We start from the raw sequence: 16073 nt of genomic DNA, 5'->3' as shown, positions 1-16073 counted from the left end.
AATGGATAGAATTCAGCAGGCGGAAGAAGCTTTGAAGGAAGCCGAGGGTAAAGTAAAACAAAGGTATCGATTGGGGTATCATATTATGCCGCGGGCGAATTGGATCAATGATCCGAACGGGCTTATTCAGTTTAAAGGAGAATACCACGTCTTTTTTCAGCATCATCCGTATGATGAGCATTGGGGGCCGATGCATTGGGGACACGTAAAAAGTAAAGATCTCGTTCATTGGGAGCACCTGCCGGTTGCCTTAGCTCCGGGCGACGCATTCGATCAAAGCGGCTGTTTTTCGGGAAGCGCGGTCGATGATCATGGAAGATTGGCCCTCATCTATACAGGACATAATATAATTGATCAAGAGAAAGACCTATTCTATCAAACTCAAAATATCGCTGTCAGCCAAGATGGCACCGTGTTTGAAAAGCTTCAGGAAAACCCCGTTATTGCGGAACCGCCGGAAGACAGCGCCCGTCATTTCCGCGATCCGAAAGTATGGAAGCATCGCGATGTTTGGTATATGGTCATCGGCAACTCTTCAAAAGAAAATGTCGGACGGGTCGTTTTATACCGTTCACCTGATTTGCGTGATTGGGAATACGCGGGGGTTCTCGCCCAAAGTGACGGTAATCTCGGCTATATGTGGGAATGTCCTGATTTCTTTGAACTAGGCGGCAAACACGTCCTGCTGATTTCGCCACAGGGTATTGAAGCGGACGGTGATTCCTATCAAAATTTACATCAAACCGGCTATTTAATCGGTGACTATAATAATAAAACAAACAAATTTACACACGGCGCTTTTAAAGAACTGGATCACGGCCATGACTTTTACGCCGTGCAAACATTATTAGATGATAAAGGACGCAGAATTGCTATCGGCTGGATGGATATGTGGGAATCTGAGATGCCGACAAAAGCAGACGGATGGTGCGGTGCACTGACTTTGCCGCGAGAACTGACTTTGCGTGATGATCATAAACTTTTGATGAATCCCGTGGAAGAAACCAAGCAGCTGCGGAAAATGGAATATCGGGAATGTGCCGGACGATCGGTTTCAGGGAGTTACTTGGCAAAGACGTCCGAAGACCTGCTTGAAGTCCGAGCCGTGTTTGATGTAAACGATTCTGATGCCGAAACGGCAGGTTTTAAAATTCGCGGCCTTGACGAAGAAGAACTTGTGCTGACATACAATCTAACGGATAAAAAGCTGACACTTGATTGCACCAAGATGGGGAAAACGAAAGACGGTGTGAGAAGGGTGCGGCTGGATGCAAACGGCAAGCTGGCGCTGCGTATCTTTATTGACAGATCCTCGATTGAAGTATTCGCCAATCATGGAGAAACAACGATGACAAGCCGTATCTATCCGAATGAGGGCAGATTGGGGATTGAGCTGTTTTCTGAGAAAGGCGCCGTAAAGGTTGAGGAATTCACCTATTGGACGTTAAAAGACATTTGGAAAAAAAGCTGAAACGAGTGATTGCCGCTTTTTCTGCAGCGGCTGGAAATGCACCGAGCCGGGGGCGTCCGCCTGAAATAAGTTTTTTGTGAAAATCAATGCCGTTAAATGATGCAGGATTATGCTGCATGAGGACGCTGCATAATCCTGTTGTGTATAATCAAAAAAGAGTTGCTTTCTGTGCGTTTCTTTATTATAATATAAAGGTATCTGATTGAAAAAACGTGCGCTCGTAGCTCAGTTGGATAGAGCGGTGGTTTCCGGTACCACGTCTGTCGGGGGTTCGAATCCCTCCGAGCGCGTCTCAGTTAAGACGATAGGAAAAACCTCGCAGATGATAATCTGCGAGGTTTTTTTATTTTATCTTGTTTTGAAACTGTTAACGAATGTGTCTCTGTTATTTTCGGTTCCGGCAATCAGCCGCGCACTTTCACTGATCCGCTGTGCGAGAGCTTTTTGCGCCTTGCCTTCGAAGCTGTTCAATAAGGCTGAATACACTTCATATAATTCATCTTTCAACGTATCCATTTCGAATGTCGGTTTCAGCGTTCGGCGCACTGTCTCCAGTTTTGTCTCCGCTGCCTGCGTCATGGCGGTTTTCAGCATCTGCCGCTGCAGCCTTTTCTTCATCGGGTCGTCCTTGTGTTCTAAAAGTTCGTCTAATGTCGGCATTATGTATCCACCTCTATCATCTTAACCAGTTTGCGAGCATCTGGTCTTTTTCCTGAAATTCGTCCGCTATTTTATGTAAGAATCCGCCGACCTCTTCAAGGTCCGTGATCGCCGCCTGCAAAGAATCAATAAACGCCTGCTCAGCCTGTGTGTCGTAAAAAATCGGGCCTTTATCGTAGGATTGCGCAATATCTTCAATTGTATTGGTCACGTCCTGTGCTTGAAGCTGATCAAACAAGCCATGCCCAACTTGGCCGTAAAATTCCGTTTTCAGCTCGGCGATTTTTTCATCGTGCTCTTGATAGGCGTTCTGCGCTTCTTTTTTCATCGTCCGCAAATCCTCAGTCATGGCCTGCACCTTTTCAGCCAGCTTCTTTGCGTTTTTCGGCGTTACTTTTATCGCGTCTCCGCTTCCGATCGCACCGGCCGGCAGGAGAGCGCCGAGGTTTTTATCGAAAACTAATTCATCACCATTCGGATTTGTGATGTTTCCGTTTCGGTCAAATATGAAATTCGCTTCGTTTAAGCCGTGTGTATCCGGATTTCTCAGAATGACCGTAGTGAAGAAATAAGCGAGATTCTTGCTGATCTGCTCGTTCAAGTTCCCGCCAAGCCGCTGCTTCCGGCTGAACTGTGAGAGTGAGGGGTTTTTCGTATAAATCGTTGTCCCGTTGTGGCGGTCATATTCGTTCCAATAACCTGCCCCGACCATGTCGTCCGGATTGATAATGGACCGGATGTATGGATCGTATATGCCGCTGTTGATGTCTTTCTGTGTTTCTTCATCGTGCAGTTTGACGACGGAGGGGCTGTTAAACGCGACGGCGTACACATCATTATTCACTGCGCTGTATTCGGCCTCAGCGCCGCCGAGTGAATGGCCGGTTGTTGAAATAATCGTTGACGTTCCGGCATACTTTTTCTTTACGCTGCGTACCAGCTGATCGGCTTGATCGATTTGCGATGTTTTCGTTATCAGCTTATACTTTCCGGTTGTGAGCATGGCGTCTTGAGAGGGCGTTCCGTGATAGGTTCCGAGCGTTTTCGAGGTATCCTCCGCGTCTTTTTTTACAATATAATACACTTCTTTTTGCGGATCATTTCCGAAAACAATATTCCCGCCGTCCGCTTTTACGCCGTCATTGATCGGGTCTTTTCCGATATCGGTTCCCGCAAAGGCGACGACCACGTTTTCGGGGTTTTTTGATTTTACCCATTTTCCATCTTGTGTTTTTTCTCCTTGTGATAGTACAACTGCGTCTAATCCGGTATCTTCGTCCGTTTTTATTTTTTCAACGTACCAATAAGTTTGTTGGTCTGTTTGTATCGGTTTCCCCGTTTTCAATTTATCAACTAATCTTTCGTGGTTGTAAGATTCCTGACTTAGCGTATAATAAATTTTATCTGTTAATTTTGGAACTTTAATCTTGTGATTCATATACATTGCCTCCTTATTTTTGTAAAATAAGATAGGAAAGGGTTGATTTCCAAATGAAAAAGAAAAAGTACATAATTATCCTTATTTTAATAATTATAGCAGTTGGGGGACTTTTTATGAAGCATCAGTATGATCAAAAGGAAAAAGAGATTGCGTTATTCGAAGAAGCCCAGAATCATATGGAAAAGTTTTTAACAACGAACTATAAAAATGTGGATAATATCCATTTTTCCGAGGATTACTATATTAACCCAATGGGTGGTATTAGTATTAAGGGTTATACGAATGGAAAAAAAGAGTTTGAAGGTCTATATGATCCAGGCAATAAAGAAATATTATCATATACGGTTGATGCCGAACCAAAAGAAGAATGTAAAGATAAGCTTTGTACAAGATAAATTAGCCTGCTCAATCGAGCTGGGCTAATTTTGCTGTATTGCTCTTCCTCTAATCTCCTGGGCATAAAACAAATTTTCCATAGATACATTTAATCCTCTGTTAATAATGAATAGTGTTGTGATATCATATCTTGTATTTGTTTTAAATCTGCTTATCGTAACCTCAGTAGAACCAACTAAATCAGCCAAACCCTTTTGGCTTTGAATACCCTTCTCCTTCATCACTTCATTTAACCTAGATCTAACTATAACTAACGCTTATAAAAAAGTATTCTCGATCACTGATACTTGATACGTTGATGTTTTTTAGACATGTACAACACCCTGAGGTTGATGTAAATTTAATCTAAGAAAGGATGAGTCTGTGAAGAAATACATGGTTGTCCTGATATTTGTAATAACTATAGTGTCAGGAAGTATCTACATGAAGTACCACCATGATAAAAAAGAAGCAGAGCAAGAACTTTTTATCCAAGTGAAAGATAAAATGGAAAGCTATATAAAAGCTAATTACAAAAATATAAAACACATTACATACGATAACGATTACAAAATAGACCATATGGGAGGAATTTCTATTAGGGGGTACTTGAATGGTAATAATGAAAAAGAATTTTTCGGACTTTATGACAAAACGAATGATGAAATAGGAGTTTCGTCAGTCGATGCAGAAGAGAAACCCGAATGTCAGGAAAAAGAATGTGAATACTAAAAAGACGCTGGAATAGAGAAGAATTCTTTATGATTATTTTATTGATTTAGCTGGCAAAATTACAGTTTAGTGATATTTGAATAATGTAATACCAAACGAATTTGCCGGTTTATATGATCCTCCAGATGACAAAATAGGGAGCTCCTCTGTGGATGCGGAAGAAAAATCTTATGACGCCTAACTGGCGTCTTTATTTTTGTATTATTGGCTGGCCCCAAAAACTCTAACGGATAAATCCCTTTCCTTAAAGAGTAGCCATTCTTGTTTTTCTCCTTGTAATACACTTCTGTTTTCGGATCATTTCCGAAAACAATTATCCCGCAGTCAAAGATCGGGTCTTTTTCGATATCGGTTCCCGCAAAGGCGACGACCACGTTTTCGGGGTTTTTTGATTTGATCCATTTTCTGCTTTTTGGCTTGATGCCTTTTGAGAATACAAAGGCATCAAGCCACGTATCAGAATCCTGCTGCGCTTTCTCAACGTACCAATATTACGTCTTACTTCATATGCAGGGCTAACATTTTATAATTATAAGCTGCTTGACTCAAACGGTAATATTCTTTATCTGTGACATTAGAGACGGTTATTTCTTTTCCTTTTGGCATATATACATCACCTTTCTTATATTGTAAAATAGTTCCGAAAGGATGATACGCATGAGAAAATACATTATTATCCTAATTATTATAATTATAGCAGTGGGAGGTTTTTTCGTGAAGCGTCAATATGATAAACATAAAAACGAAGAAAAACTTGTGATTGAGGCGCAAGAGCACATGAAGATTTACTTAAAAAAAGACTATAAAAATGTACAGGAAGTTCATTTTTCAAAAGACTACAATATCGATCCGACAGGCGGAGTTGAAGTTTCAGGCTACATAAATAATAATAAAGAAAAAGAATTTTCCGGTATATATGATCCAACGAACAAGGAGATAGGTATTTCAGTGGTCAATGCCGAAGAAAGATAAAATACCCACCTCAGGATGAGTGGGTATTTATTTTGTTTAATTATCTTACAAGATTCGAGATATGTTTCTCATACAGTTCAAACCTATTCCTGAGATCAATCGCCTCTACCGTCTCATTTGTCGAGGTATCCCCGATATTAACGATAACCGCGTACAAATATCATGACAACTCAACGTTAGGAAAAACGTCAGATCAGCATTTTACTCGCTTTAAGTTCCAATCTTAACTTGTCAGTAACAATCGCGATGAATTCTGAATTGGTTAGCTTTGCTTTTGACATGCTGAAAGTATATTCATATCAAGTTTTCAGTAGTTACGTTTACTTAAACCATGAGGGGAAGTCCAAGAAGCACTGCAATATTAAGCTATCAAATATTTAGGTGGGCAAATTACTATTGTAGGTTCCGACCGTTCGATGTATCCTCCGTATCTTCTTTTACAAAATAATACACTTCTGTTTTCGGATTATTTCCGAAAACAATATTCCCGCCGTCAAAGATCGGGCCTTTTGCGATTTCGGTTCCTGAAAAGGGGACGACCACGTTTTCGAGTTTTTTTGATTTTACGCATTTTCCGTTTTTCTTCACTGCTTGTACTAATACAACCGCATCGAGCCCTGTATCATCGTCTGATTTTATTTGATCGACGTACCAATAAGTAGGTTTTGAAATGGAAGAATTAGTACGTATATACTCATTGTTCACTAATTTCCTTTTAAGATAGTCATAGTTATAAGCACGTTTATATAGCACCTTTCTTGTCATGTAAAATAGGGTAGGAAAAGGGATGATTTTTTTTGAAAAAATACCTTATTATTGTATCGGTGTTAACTATAACTGTTGGAGGATTGATTATGAAGCATCAATATGATGTGAAAAAGGAAGAAAAGGCTCTTTTTGAAAAAGCCAAAAGTAAAATGACCGAATACTTGCATCACGAGTACAAGGGAATAGAGAAAATTTCTTATGATGATTATTTTATTGATCCAACGGGCGGAATTACAGTTGAGGGGTATCTAAACGGCGATAAAACTAAAGAATTTGACGGTTTATATGATCCTGTAGGTGACAAAATAGGGAGCTCCTCTGCGGATGCGGAAGAAAAATCTTAAGACCCTAAATGCATCGGATGTCACCACCATTTTTCTAGTCCGCGAGCTTCATCATAACTGATGGGACGGATGATTCTGTGAAAAAATATATTATTATCTTCATTATCTTAATAGCAGCCGGAGGTTTTATAATGAAGAGTATGAATGATAAAAATGTTCAGGCTGAAGAGATAAAGATTGCGCAAGAACGAATGGAGAAATTTATCAAAGCGAATTATGAAGGCATACATAACGTTACATTTAAAGATAAATACGAGATAGATCCAATGGGCGGGATAGAGGTATTTGGCTATTACAACGGTGATACATCGAATAAATTTGATGGTATTTATGATAAAGCAAATGACAAGATCATGGGGCACTCAATAGACGCTGTAAGTAAGAAAGGATGCAGAGATAAAGATTGTGATTACTAAGAAGACGCTCGTCTGCGTTTTTTATAGATGAGCTTAATGAAAAAGACAAGGGTTTCGGCATGTGCCGCCCTTGTCTTTTTTTATTGAACACTGTAAAACATAACCGGAAACAGCTCATTATTTGACAGTCCATTTTAACAGCGTTACAATTAATCATGTAAATAGTTACATGTTTAAACAAACATAATGTCTCGGGAGGTGATACGTCCTTGAATGAACCTTCTTTAAAAAAGTCATTTATGAGTCAGTGAAACGCATCATTGATCCCGAGCACGTGTATTTCCGCACTGTGCCTGTGTTTGAAACAAGCAGTGAGGCATATCAGCATCTGCAGGACCGGCTGTTTATCGGGGCTGCGGTCAGATTGCCGGATGACATTCGGTTATGAAATTCAATAATAAGATGGAGAGTGAGTCAACATGGAAAACTTTATCGGAAGCCATATGATTTACACGTATGAAAACGGCTGGGAGTATGAAATCTATATTAAAAATGATCATACGATCGACTATCGGATTCATAGCGGAATGGTAGGCGGCCGCTGGGTGCGCGACCAGGAAGTGAATATCGTCAAGCTGACAGAAGGCGTATACAAAGTGTCATGGACTGAACCGACAGGCACAGACGTTTCCTTAAACTTTATGCCGAATGAAAAACGGATGCACGGAATTATTTTCTTCCCGAAATGGGTGCATGAGCATCCGGAAATCACGGTGTGCTACCAAAATGATTACATTGACGTGATGAAAGAGTCACGTGAGAAATATGAAACGTACCCGAAATATGTCGTTCCCGAGTTTGCGGATATTACGTATCTCAACAATGCGGGAATCAATAACGAAACATTGATTTCAGAAGCGCCGTACGAAGGAATGACCGATGATATCCGTGCGGGAAAATTAAAATAAGAGAAAAACCCGGCAGCTTGCCGGGTTTTTTGTATCCTTTTACGACAGGGTTTTGGTCATGATAAAGTCGACTTGTTTATCATCCCCCATATAAAAAGAGTGTTCTCCGGTTTGGACAAACCCCATTTTTTGATAAAAGGCGATTGCATTTTCGTTTTTTTCCCATACGCCCAGCCAGATGTTCTTTTTATTGTGTGCTGTTGCGATTTTCACAGCTTCATTCAGCAGATATTTGCCAAGCCCGTGTTTCTGATGGCTTTTTCTTATATAAATTCTCTCAATCTCAAGAGAGTCTTCCCCCATTTTTTCTGACTGTGCTTCGTTCAAGTTGACTTTTACATACCCCGCAAGGTCATGATGATAATAAACAAAATAGAATTGAGAAGACGGATTGGATAATTCCTTTTTCAGCTGTTCAGAGCGGAATGCATTTTCCAAATAAGCTTTCATATTTTCAGGTGAATTTTGATCTTTAAATGTATCATTGAATGTTTCAATGCTTATCTCCCGGAGCTCTGTTATATCGTTAAGGCTGCACTTTTTTAATTTAATACTCATGGTCATACAGCTCCTTTCTTCATTTATCATATCAGCTGTTTTTTTTGTTGTGTTTGCAATAAAAATACCGTATAGTAAACATACCGTAATTTTGTTGTATTTGCAACATAAAATTAGAAAATGAGGACGATAAAGTGAAATATGTTTTTTATGTTTTAGGAATCATGATCTTGACCTTTGGTATTTCTGTCACGATTCAATCAGATCTTGGAACGTCGCCTTTTGATGCGCTTATTGTGGGATTGTCCGTCCATGCAGGGCTTACCGTGGGAAGCTGGGAAATCATCATCGCTTTCCTGTTAATTTGCTGTAATTCAATGTTAAAAAGACAAAGACCGGAATTTTCAGGGATGATTACGGCGTTTATAACGGGAATCGGGATTGATATGTGGCTTTTTTTTCTGCATCGAGTCATAACGCCTGAACTATGGTACGGAAAGGCGGGCTGTTTTGCAATCGGTTTAGTTGTGATAGGGATAGGAACCGCAACCTACCTGCACACAAATTTCGCACCGATCCCGGTTGATCGGTTAACGTTAATTGTCCGCGAATTAACCGGGAGAAGCATCTTTTTTTCAAGAACAGTCATTTACTTCATATTTTTCATACTGGCCGTGATGCTAAAAGGTCCGGTAGGCATCGGAACATTATTAACCGTTTGTTTAGGAGGGATCATCCTTCATTTCTTTATGCCGATTACCGGAAGATGGATAGACGGCATATTAACAGCATCTCCAAAGCAGGAAGAAACGAAAACCCGGTAACGGAGGTTTTTACCCGATTCTATCATTTTTCATGTCACCCGCATGTTTAAGGTATAATAAAAAAGGGGGAGGGATTTTTATGAGCGGTCAAAGAAAGCTCGTTTTTTACGGAGCTGTCAGCGCAGATGGCTATCTTGCGCGGGAAAATCATTCTTTAGATTGGTTAATCGGAACTGAAGGTGAAGACAGCACCGATTATGAAGCTTTCTATGAATCTGTCGATACGATCATTATGGGCAGAAAAACATACGAGGAAATATTGGTTTTATTGCCTGAGGAATTTCCGTACAAAGGTAAAGAATGCTATGTGTTTTCGCGGACATTGACAGGGCGTACTGAACATGTGCGGTTTATTCATGAAGAGCCTGCCGATTTTATAAAAGCATTGAAATGCCAAGAAGGCAAGCGGATTTGGATTGTCGGCGGGAGTGATCTGCTGCACCCGGTTTTGGAGGAAAAACTTGTCGATGAGTTTATCATTCAGATCGCCCCCGTTCTGCTCGGCCGCGGAATTTCTTTGTTTAAACCCGGAGACCGGGAGACAGGACTGAAGCTGACTGATGTCAGGCGTTACAAACAATTTGCGGAGTTGCATTATGAAGTGAGATAAAATGAAAGGTATGAAAGAAACCCAGTAAAGGTTACCGGGTTTCTTTTTCATGTTTGTTTTTATGTTTTGATATGGTGTGGGCCGGACCGCATGAAAACCCTGCAACCATGATAACAACCCCTATCCACCTCACGGCATAGAAATCAGTGTCGCGCAGGAAGATAAATGAAACTAAGGTCATAAGCGCCCCGATTATAACGGCAGCTGTGCCGATAATACTTGATTTCTCCATATAAAAACTCCTTTATGAATGTTTGGTTAACGTATTGGGTTGGAATATAACATATCAGGGGTAATGCGGAAATGGATATGCCGCGAAGCTGACTGATGTCTGAAGTAAGATGAAAATGAAACGCCAAGGGAGCCGGCTCCCTTGGCGTTTTTTAGGCTTGAAACAGGATGCGGCGTTTTGCTGAATCGGGATCACTTTCGACAGCGGTATCCGTGTTGAAAAGCAAAGTTTCGCGTGAATCGGTTTCATATTCAGGCCAATTGAAGTGAGAGGTGTTCGGGTTTCCGGTTTTTGCAAAAGCGAGCCATGCGGATTGGATTTGTTTGGAAAGCTGTTCTGCGTCATCACCGAGCGGCTCTTGCAGCGTCTTTCTCAAAGAATCAAAGTTTCCGAACACAAACGGCAATTCCAGAGCGTGAACAGCTTTATGAAACGGCGGTGTTTCGCCATGCCAATCAAAGCGGTACATCCAGACCGGTGCGTGTTGCGACTGTCCTTGTGCGAAAGCGACAGCCGGCCGCCAGAAAATCAGATCCGTCATCATATCGATTTGTCCCGTTAATGAATGCGGATATAAATCTGCCGCTTGCTCGGTGCAGTTTTCTCCGAGGTAATAATGCAAATAATCTTGCTGCTTTTTCTCGGAATGAATGTCTGTATCAGGGGTGAAAAACAAATATGCTTCATCACGATTGGTTCCGATGATCATAGGTATGCCTTCTGCGGCCCCGTCTGCTATGGCTTTCACCGGTTCCGCAGGCAATGTGGCCGGATCGATGGCGGGCTGAAACAAAAGCTGAAAAATGTTTTGATCCAGTGAGCGCCGCACTTTATCCGCAGTCTTAAGCAGGTCATTAACGGAAAGCTCCTGCAATTGATCAGTGCCGGCTTCATGAATAAATGCCGCCGCGATGTCTTTTGCCATGTCCGCCGGGATCGTATGAGAGGCGCCGCTTTCTAAAATGGCTTTATGAAACAGACCTTTTGCGTCAGGCATTGCCATAAGTGAGGCGATGCTCATGCCGCCTGCCGATTCACCAAATATCGTGACGTTATCCGGGTCTCCTCCAAATTCGGAGATATTGTCCCTCACCCAGCGCAACGCGGCGATCTGATCGAGCAGCCCGATATTGGCGGAATACGCGTCATGAATAGAAGACAAATGTAAAAAGCCTAACGGTCCGAGCCTGTAATTGAGTGTCACGACAATGACATCTCCGTCAGCGGCAAGGGCAGATCCGTCGTAAAGCGGTTCGCTTCCGGCACCTAAATAAAATGCCCCGCCGTGTATCCATACCATGACAGGCTTTTTTTCGCCCTCTGAATCGGGGGCGAAAACGTTGAGGTAAAGGCAATCTTCAGATTGAGGCGGTATATCCCCGGAAAACGATATGGACAGCATATCATCCGGCTGCGGACAAACCGGCCCGAACGAATCGGCATGTTTTACGCCGTCCCAAGGTGCGGGCGGCTCCGGCGCTTTAAATCTCAGCTCTCCGACGGGCGGCTTCGCGTACGGTATGCCCTTCCATGTGCGGGCACCGCGGCCGGCAGTTCCTTTCAGTGCGCCGCAGCGGGTTTGAACGGTAAGTTTTGTCATGATTTCATCCCCTTTTTTCTTTTCATTATAAACAGAGATGAAGGCATGAAGCGAATAAAAGCCCTTTCATCAGCATATCATCAGTAACGCTTCCGTTCTAAAAATGATCTGACTTCCTGAACGGACAAGCCGAGTTCTTTTGCTTCCTGCATCAGCGCTTTCCATTCTTCAATGTTGGATTCAGTCAGTTTTCTGTTGCGGTAGGGTGCGGGCTCCGGGCGCTTTTCAGTCAGTTTGTTCGTAAAGGTGAACAGTTCTTCTTTCGGCATGCCCGACTGGACGGCCTGCACAAGGTGGATGCGCCACTCATCTTCCGTGTCTCCCATCTGATGCAGCATCGTTTCGGCATCAAAAAGCTCCGTCAGATCGACCTGCAGGGTGGCGGATACTTTTTTCAGAAATTGGATGGACGGATTTGAGTGAACCCCCCGTTCTATCTTGCTTAAATAAGATTTAGAGACACCTGCTTCAACTGCTAGCTGATTAATAGAGTAGCCTTTTCTTCTGCGGTATAAACGAATTATTCTTCCAATCATTGTGCTGAATTCTCCCCTGTATACTGGCATTTTTGTTCATTATAAGAAATTTTTCGTTCTTTATAAAATTTAAAATTATAAGGGAAGTGCAGTAAATAAGAGGAAAATCATGATAATGTTCTCTAAAAAGAACCAAATGGCTTAATTTGAAATTTTCAAATTTCGACCTTTTCTTTTATAATCCAATCATTAACAGAAGGGGGCGTTTAAGCCTGATGCAATAAGGATGAGGCTGTAATTACATGAATGAGAATATGAGTTTTAAAGAATTATTTGACATTATTAAACACAGACTTTTACTGATTTTTATCATGACAGCAGTTGTAACGCTGGTGACGGGATACATCCAATTCCGGGTGGTTTCGCCCGTTTATCAGGCATCGACCCAAGTGCTCATTCATGAAACAAGCGGTGAAAAAAATTCGAATCTCAGCGACGTTCAGCTGAATCTTCATTACAACAATACGTTTCAAACGATAATGAAAAGCCCGGTTGTGCTTGAGAAAGTGAAACAGAAGCTGCATCTTTCTGAGACGGCATCCGCTTTAAAAGCAAAGATCACGACAAGCAGCGAAACCGATTCAGAGATCATTACCGTAGCGGTGCAGGACGAGAACCCGAAACAGGCCGCCGCTATAGCGAACACGCTGATGAAGACATTTAAAAAAGAAGTCCGTGACAGGATGAATATAAAAGGCGTCATTGTTTTGTCCGAGGCAAAAGCATCGGAAAGCCCGATGGTCAAGCCTTCGCGCATCAGGAATATCATGATGGCGTTCGGTGCGGCTCTCATGGCGGGTGTGACGCTTGCGTTTTTTCTCCACTTTCTTGATGAAACCGTTAAAAGCGAGCGGCAGCTCAGCGAAAAAACAGACTTGCCTGTTTTAGGGGTTGTGTATGACATCAAAAATCAGCAGACACGGTCTGATGAAAAACATTTCGGGGAGTGAGGCGTTTGGGATTCAGAAAAAAGAAATCAAGAAGGGGACTGGCTCAAATATCCGTTTTACATCACAAATCATTGGTGGCTGAACAATACCGCACCATTCGGACAAATATTGAGTTCTCCTCTGTTCAGACCCATTTGCGCTCCATTCTCGTCACTTCCTCCGTTCCGGGAGAAGGAAAGTCATTCAGCGCCGCCAACCTTGCCGCGGTATTTGCGCAGCAGGAAAAAAAGGTGCTGCTCGTCGATGCGGATTTACGAAAACCGACGATACACGAGACCTATCAGCTTGAAAATGTACAAGGCCTTACGAATGTGTTAGTCGGAAACGCTTCCCTCGGCGAAACGGTGCAAAAAACGCTGATTGATAACCTTTACGTCTTAACGAGCGGGCCGACGCCGCCGAATCCGGCTGAGCTTTTATCTTCAAAGGCGATGGGAGAGCTGATTCAGGAGATGTACAGCCGGTACAGTCTGGTTATTTTCGATTCACCTCCGCTTTTGGCGGTGGCGGACGGACAGATTTTAGCGAACCAGACAGATGGAAGCGTTCTCGTCGTCTTGAGCGGAAAAACGAAAATGGATACCGTCCAAAAGGCGAAAGACGCGCTTCAGCAGTCTAAGGCAAAGCTTTTGGGGGCGCTGCTGAATAAAAAGAAAATCAAAAAAACAGAGCACTACTCGTATTGAGCGGTGCAGGTGATGTCTCCTTACCTTTATCAACGGAGGCACTCGGCTCTGCTGTGGGCGGCGTTTTCCGCCGCCTTAGATGCTGGTCGTCGGTGGCGGGGTGTGAGGACGGGTTAAATGCCCAATTTATCTTAAGATGATGCATTGTTATCGGCTTAGCTGTTATGTCTGTTTTTACGAAAACCGTATCAGCTAAACCGATAAATGAGGAGGGGAAAGATTGACTTACCGGAGAAGACTTTCAATGATTTTTGCATTGGATACGTATCTCGTTTTACTTTCCGTTGTTATAGGATATCAATTTTTTGAGGATTCTTATCACTTTTATGACTCCGGAGCGTTGCTGCTGACTGCCGTAAGCATGCTGATCAGCCATCATGTATGCGCTTTTATGTTTCACCAGTATAAGCAGGTATGGACGTATACGGGAATAGGCGAGCTGCTTGATCTGCTGAAGGGGATCACGCTGTCCGCAGCTGTGACAGCCGCCGTCCAATACGGGGTGTTCCACACGATTTTATTCCGGCTGTTAGCCGTCAGCTGGATGATTCAGCTATTGTTCATCGGAGGAAGCCGGATGATTTCGCGCGTACTGAAAGAAACGATCGGCAGGAAGCAAAATGACTCTTCCCGGGCGCTGATCATCGGCGCGGGCGCAGGAGGAACGCTGCTCGTCCGTCAGCTTACCCAGAAAAACGATCTCGGAATCATGCCTGTGGCTTTTATTGATGATGATCAGACGAAGCATAAGCTCAAAATTATGGGCCTGCCCGTCATCGGCGGAAAAGAAAGCATTATGCCGGCGGTGCAGAGGCTGAGAATTCACCACATTATCATCGCCATTCCGTCTCTTTGCACCCATGAGCTTCAGACGCTGTACAAAGAATGTGTACAGACGGGCGCCCATATTAAAATCATGCCGCAATTTGATGAGATCCTGCTCGGAACGCAGGCTGCCGGACACATCAGGGATGTGAAAGCCGAAGATCTCCTCGGCAGAAAGCCGGTCACCCTTGATACGAGCAAAATTTCTGACAGCATCAAAGGGAAAACGATTCTGGTCACGGGCGCCGGCGGCTCTATCGGTTCTGAAATCTGCCGCCAGATCAGCTCGTTTCTTCCGCATGAAATCGTCCTTCTCGGCCACGGGGAGAACAGCATTTATTCGGTGCATAACGAACTGTCCGCACGCTTCGGCAAAGAGGTGCTTTTTCATGCGGAGATCGCCGATATTCAGGACAGAGATAAAATCTTTACCTTGATGAAAAAATACGAGCCGCACGTCGTCTATCATGCGGCCGCCCATAAACATGTGCCGTTAATGGAACATAATCCGGAAGAAGCCGTCAAAAACAATATTATCGGCACGAAAAATGTCGCCGAAGCCGCCGATATGTGCGGAACGGAAACATTCGTGCTGATTTCTTCTGACAAAGCGGTCAATCCGGCCAATGTCATGGGCGCGACGAAGCGGTTTGCGGAAATGGTCATCATGAACCTCGGAAAGGTCAGCAACACCAAATTCGCCGCCGTCCGTTTCGGGAATGTGCTCGGAAGCCGCGGCAGCGTCATTCCGATTTTCAAAAAGCAGATTGAAAAAGGCGGACCCGTCACCGTCACGCATCCGGCGATGACAAGATATTTTATGACGATCCCCGAAGCGTCAAGACTCGTCATTCAGGCGGGGGCGCTTGCAAAGGGGCGGCAGATTTTCGTTCTGGATATGGGAGAACCCGTCAAAATCGTCGACTTGGCAAAGAACTTGATTCATTTATCAGGCTATACGACAGAACAGATTCCCATTGAATTCTCCGGCATCCGCCCGGGAGAAAAGATGTATGAAGAACTGCTGAATCATAATGAAGTACATACGGAACAGATTTTTCCGAAAATCCATATCGGGAAAGCGATCGACGGGGATTGGGCCGTGCTCATCCGTTTTATGGAGGAATTCAGCCGTCTGCCTGAAGATGAGCTGAGAAAACGGCTGTTTGAGGCGATCGAATCAGTACATGAAGAAGCGGCCGCAGGTGTGTGATGGGAGGACAGA

The 16073-nt window shown here is 43.3% G+C and carries 20 protein-coding genes, 1 tRNA gene and 4 pseudogenes; 15 read left to right on the top strand and 10 right to left on the bottom strand.

Translation table 11 applies throughout. From position 1 onward, the window contains the following. The first annotated feature begins 1 nt into the window (after position 1). Positions 2 to 1471: a glycoside hydrolase family 32 protein gene (locus OWN49_RS06885; RefSeq protein WP_176283545.1), complete on the top strand. Its 1470-nt coding sequence runs from the start codon at positions 2 to 4 to the stop codon at positions 1469 to 1471. A 214-nt stretch (positions 1472 to 1685) separates the two neighbouring features. Further along, a tRNA-Arg gene (locus OWN49_RS06880) sits at positions 1686 to 1761 on the top strand. Positions 1762 to 1819: 58 nt separating this feature from the next. Here the strand turns inward: OWN49_RS06880 and OWN49_RS06875 are convergent. Beyond that, entirely contained in the window at positions 1820 to 2131 is a 312-nt protein-coding gene (locus OWN49_RS06875; protein ID WP_077722895.1) for a hypothetical protein, read from the bottom strand. 16 nt (positions 2132 to 2147) lie between these two features. Next, complete coding sequence (locus OWN49_RS06870; RefSeq protein WP_154066739.1) at positions 2148 to 3569, bottom strand: lipase; 1422 nt, start codon at positions 3567 to 3569, stop codon at positions 2148 to 2150. A 53-nt stretch (positions 3570 to 3622) separates the two neighbouring features. On the opposite strand from OWN49_RS06870, the gene OWN49_RS06865 reads away from it, so the two are divergent. After that, complete coding sequence (locus OWN49_RS06865) at positions 3623 to 3967, top strand: DUF1433 domain-containing protein (RefSeq protein ID WP_077722893.1); 345 nt, start codon at positions 3623 to 3625, stop codon at positions 3965 to 3967. A 24-nt stretch (positions 3968 to 3991) separates the two neighbouring features. On the opposite strand, the gene OWN49_RS06860 is transcribed toward OWN49_RS06865, so the two are convergent. Next, complete coding sequence (locus tag OWN49_RS06860) at positions 3992 to 4192, bottom strand: helix-turn-helix domain-containing protein (RefSeq protein ID WP_256885085.1); 201 nt, start codon at positions 4190 to 4192, stop codon at positions 3992 to 3994. A 199-nt stretch (positions 4193 to 4391) separates the two neighbouring features. Between OWN49_RS06860 and OWN49_RS06855 the strand changes: the two genes are divergently transcribed. Further along, positions 4392 to 4679 carry a DUF1433 domain-containing protein gene (locus OWN49_RS06855; RefSeq protein ID WP_077722892.1) on the top strand — a complete coding sequence of 96 codons (288 nt, stop codon included), beginning with the start codon at positions 4392 to 4394 and terminating at the stop codon, positions 4677 to 4679. Positions 4680 to 4776: 97 nt separating this feature from the next. Then, positions 4777 to 4860: pseudogene (locus OWN49_RS19510) on the top strand (DUF1433 domain-containing protein); the annotation flags it as partial. A gap of 94 nt (positions 4861 to 4954) precedes the next feature. Here OWN49_RS19510 and OWN49_RS19455 read toward each other — a convergent pair. Then, positions 4955 to 5285: pseudogene (locus OWN49_RS19455) on the bottom strand (lipase); the annotation flags it as partial. A 51-nt stretch (positions 5286 to 5336) separates the two neighbouring features. On the opposite strand from OWN49_RS19455, the gene OWN49_RS06850 reads away from it, so the two are divergent. Continuing rightward, complete coding sequence (locus OWN49_RS06850; RefSeq protein ID WP_176283544.1) at positions 5337 to 5651, top strand: DUF1433 domain-containing protein; 315 nt, start codon at positions 5337 to 5339, stop codon at positions 5649 to 5651. 188 nt (positions 5652 to 5839) lie between these two features. Here OWN49_RS06850 and OWN49_RS06845 read toward each other — a convergent pair. Together OWN49_RS06845 and OWN49_RS06840 are read right to left on the bottom strand one after the other, a co-directional pair. After that, positions 5840 to 5950 (bottom strand): annotated as a pseudogene (locus OWN49_RS06845) (sporulation transcription factor Spo0A); the annotation flags it as partial. Positions 5951 to 6046: 96 nt separating this feature from the next. Beyond that, a pseudogene (locus tag OWN49_RS06840) lies at positions 6047 to 6416 on the bottom strand (lipase); the annotation flags it as partial. Between the two features lie 32 nt (positions 6417 to 6448). Here OWN49_RS06840 and OWN49_RS06835 point away from each other — a divergent pair. From OWN49_RS06835 to OWN49_RS06820, 4 genes are all read left to right on the top strand, one after another. After that, positions 6449 to 6763: a DUF1433 domain-containing protein gene (locus tag OWN49_RS06835; protein ID WP_077722889.1), complete on the top strand. Its 315-nt coding sequence runs from the start codon at positions 6449 to 6451 to the stop codon at positions 6761 to 6763. A gap of 131 nt (positions 6764 to 6894) precedes the next feature. Further along, on the top strand, positions 6895 to 7179 hold the full coding sequence (locus OWN49_RS06830; protein ID WP_070082422.1) for a DUF1433 domain-containing protein: 285 nt from the start codon (positions 6895 to 6897) through the stop codon (positions 7177 to 7179). A gap of 247 nt (positions 7180 to 7426) precedes the next feature. Beyond that, positions 7427 to 7567: a DUF3237 family protein gene (locus OWN49_RS06825; RefSeq protein WP_077722888.1), complete on the top strand. Its 141-nt coding sequence runs from the start codon at positions 7427 to 7429 to the stop codon at positions 7565 to 7567. A gap of 31 nt (positions 7568 to 7598) precedes the next feature. Beyond that, entirely contained in the window at positions 7599 to 8087 is a 489-nt protein-coding gene (locus OWN49_RS06820) for a phenolic acid decarboxylase (protein ID WP_014305882.1), read from the top strand. 39 nt (positions 8088 to 8126) lie between these two features. Here OWN49_RS06820 and OWN49_RS06815 read toward each other — a convergent pair whose 3' ends face one another. Further along, positions 8127 to 8645: a GNAT family N-acetyltransferase gene (locus tag OWN49_RS06815; protein WP_077722887.1), complete on the bottom strand. Its 519-nt coding sequence runs from the start codon at positions 8643 to 8645 to the stop codon at positions 8127 to 8129. Between the two features lie 134 nt (positions 8646 to 8779). On the opposite strand from OWN49_RS06815, the gene OWN49_RS06810 reads away from it, so the two are divergent. Then, complete coding sequence (locus OWN49_RS06810) at positions 8780 to 9409, top strand: YczE/YyaS/YitT family protein (protein WP_025853513.1); 630 nt, start codon at positions 8780 to 8782, stop codon at positions 9407 to 9409. A 79-nt stretch (positions 9410 to 9488) separates the two neighbouring features. Further along, a complete protein-coding gene (locus OWN49_RS06805) occupies positions 9489 to 10019 on the top strand; it encodes a dihydrofolate reductase family protein (RefSeq protein ID WP_071392319.1) in 531 nt (176 codons plus the stop codon). A gap of 31 nt (positions 10020 to 10050) precedes the next feature. Here OWN49_RS06805 and OWN49_RS06800 read toward each other — a convergent pair whose 3' ends face one another. The 3 genes from OWN49_RS06800 to slrR form a co-directional block, all read right to left on the bottom strand. Beyond that, positions 10051 to 10251: a hypothetical protein gene (locus OWN49_RS06800; protein ID WP_014418938.1), complete on the bottom strand. Its 201-nt coding sequence runs from the start codon at positions 10249 to 10251 to the stop codon at positions 10051 to 10053. Positions 10252 to 10402: 151 nt separating this feature from the next. Then, positions 10403 to 11851, bottom strand: a complete 1449-nt coding sequence (locus OWN49_RS06795) for a carboxylesterase/lipase family protein (RefSeq protein WP_077722884.1) — start codon at positions 11849 to 11851, stop codon at positions 10403 to 10405. An 80-nt stretch (positions 11852 to 11931) separates the two neighbouring features. After that, on the bottom strand, positions 11932 to 12387 hold the full coding sequence (gene slrR, locus OWN49_RS06790; RefSeq protein ID WP_017418863.1) for an HTH-type transcriptional regulator SlrR: 456 nt from the start codon (positions 12385 to 12387) through the stop codon (positions 11932 to 11934). Positions 12388 to 12629: 242 nt separating this feature from the next. Between slrR and OWN49_RS06785 the strand changes: the two genes are divergently transcribed. From OWN49_RS06785 to OWN49_RS06775, 3 genes are all read left to right on the top strand, one after another. Continuing rightward, entirely contained in the window at positions 12630 to 13337 is a 708-nt protein-coding gene (locus OWN49_RS06785) for a YveK family protein (RefSeq protein WP_017418864.1), read from the top strand. Between the two features lie 5 nt (positions 13338 to 13342). Further along, positions 13343 to 14023, top strand: coding sequence for a CpsD/CapB family tyrosine-protein kinase (locus tag OWN49_RS06780; RefSeq protein ID WP_003151543.1), 681 nt, complete (start codon positions 13343 to 13345; stop codon positions 14021 to 14023). Positions 14024 to 14243: 220 nt separating this feature from the next. Then, on the top strand, positions 14244 to 16061 hold the full coding sequence (locus OWN49_RS06775; RefSeq protein WP_172614994.1) for a polysaccharide biosynthesis protein: 1818 nt from the start codon (positions 14244 to 14246) through the stop codon (positions 16059 to 16061). The last annotated feature ends 12 nt before the right edge of the window (positions 16062 to 16073 follow it).

Origin of the sequence: Bacillus sp. NEAU-242-2 (genome assembly GCF_027853835.1) — a bacterium.
Classification (GTDB): Bacteria; Bacillota; Bacilli; order Bacillales; family Bacillaceae; genus Bacillus; species Bacillus velezensis.
This window is presented reverse-complemented; position numbering and strand designations above follow the sequence as displayed.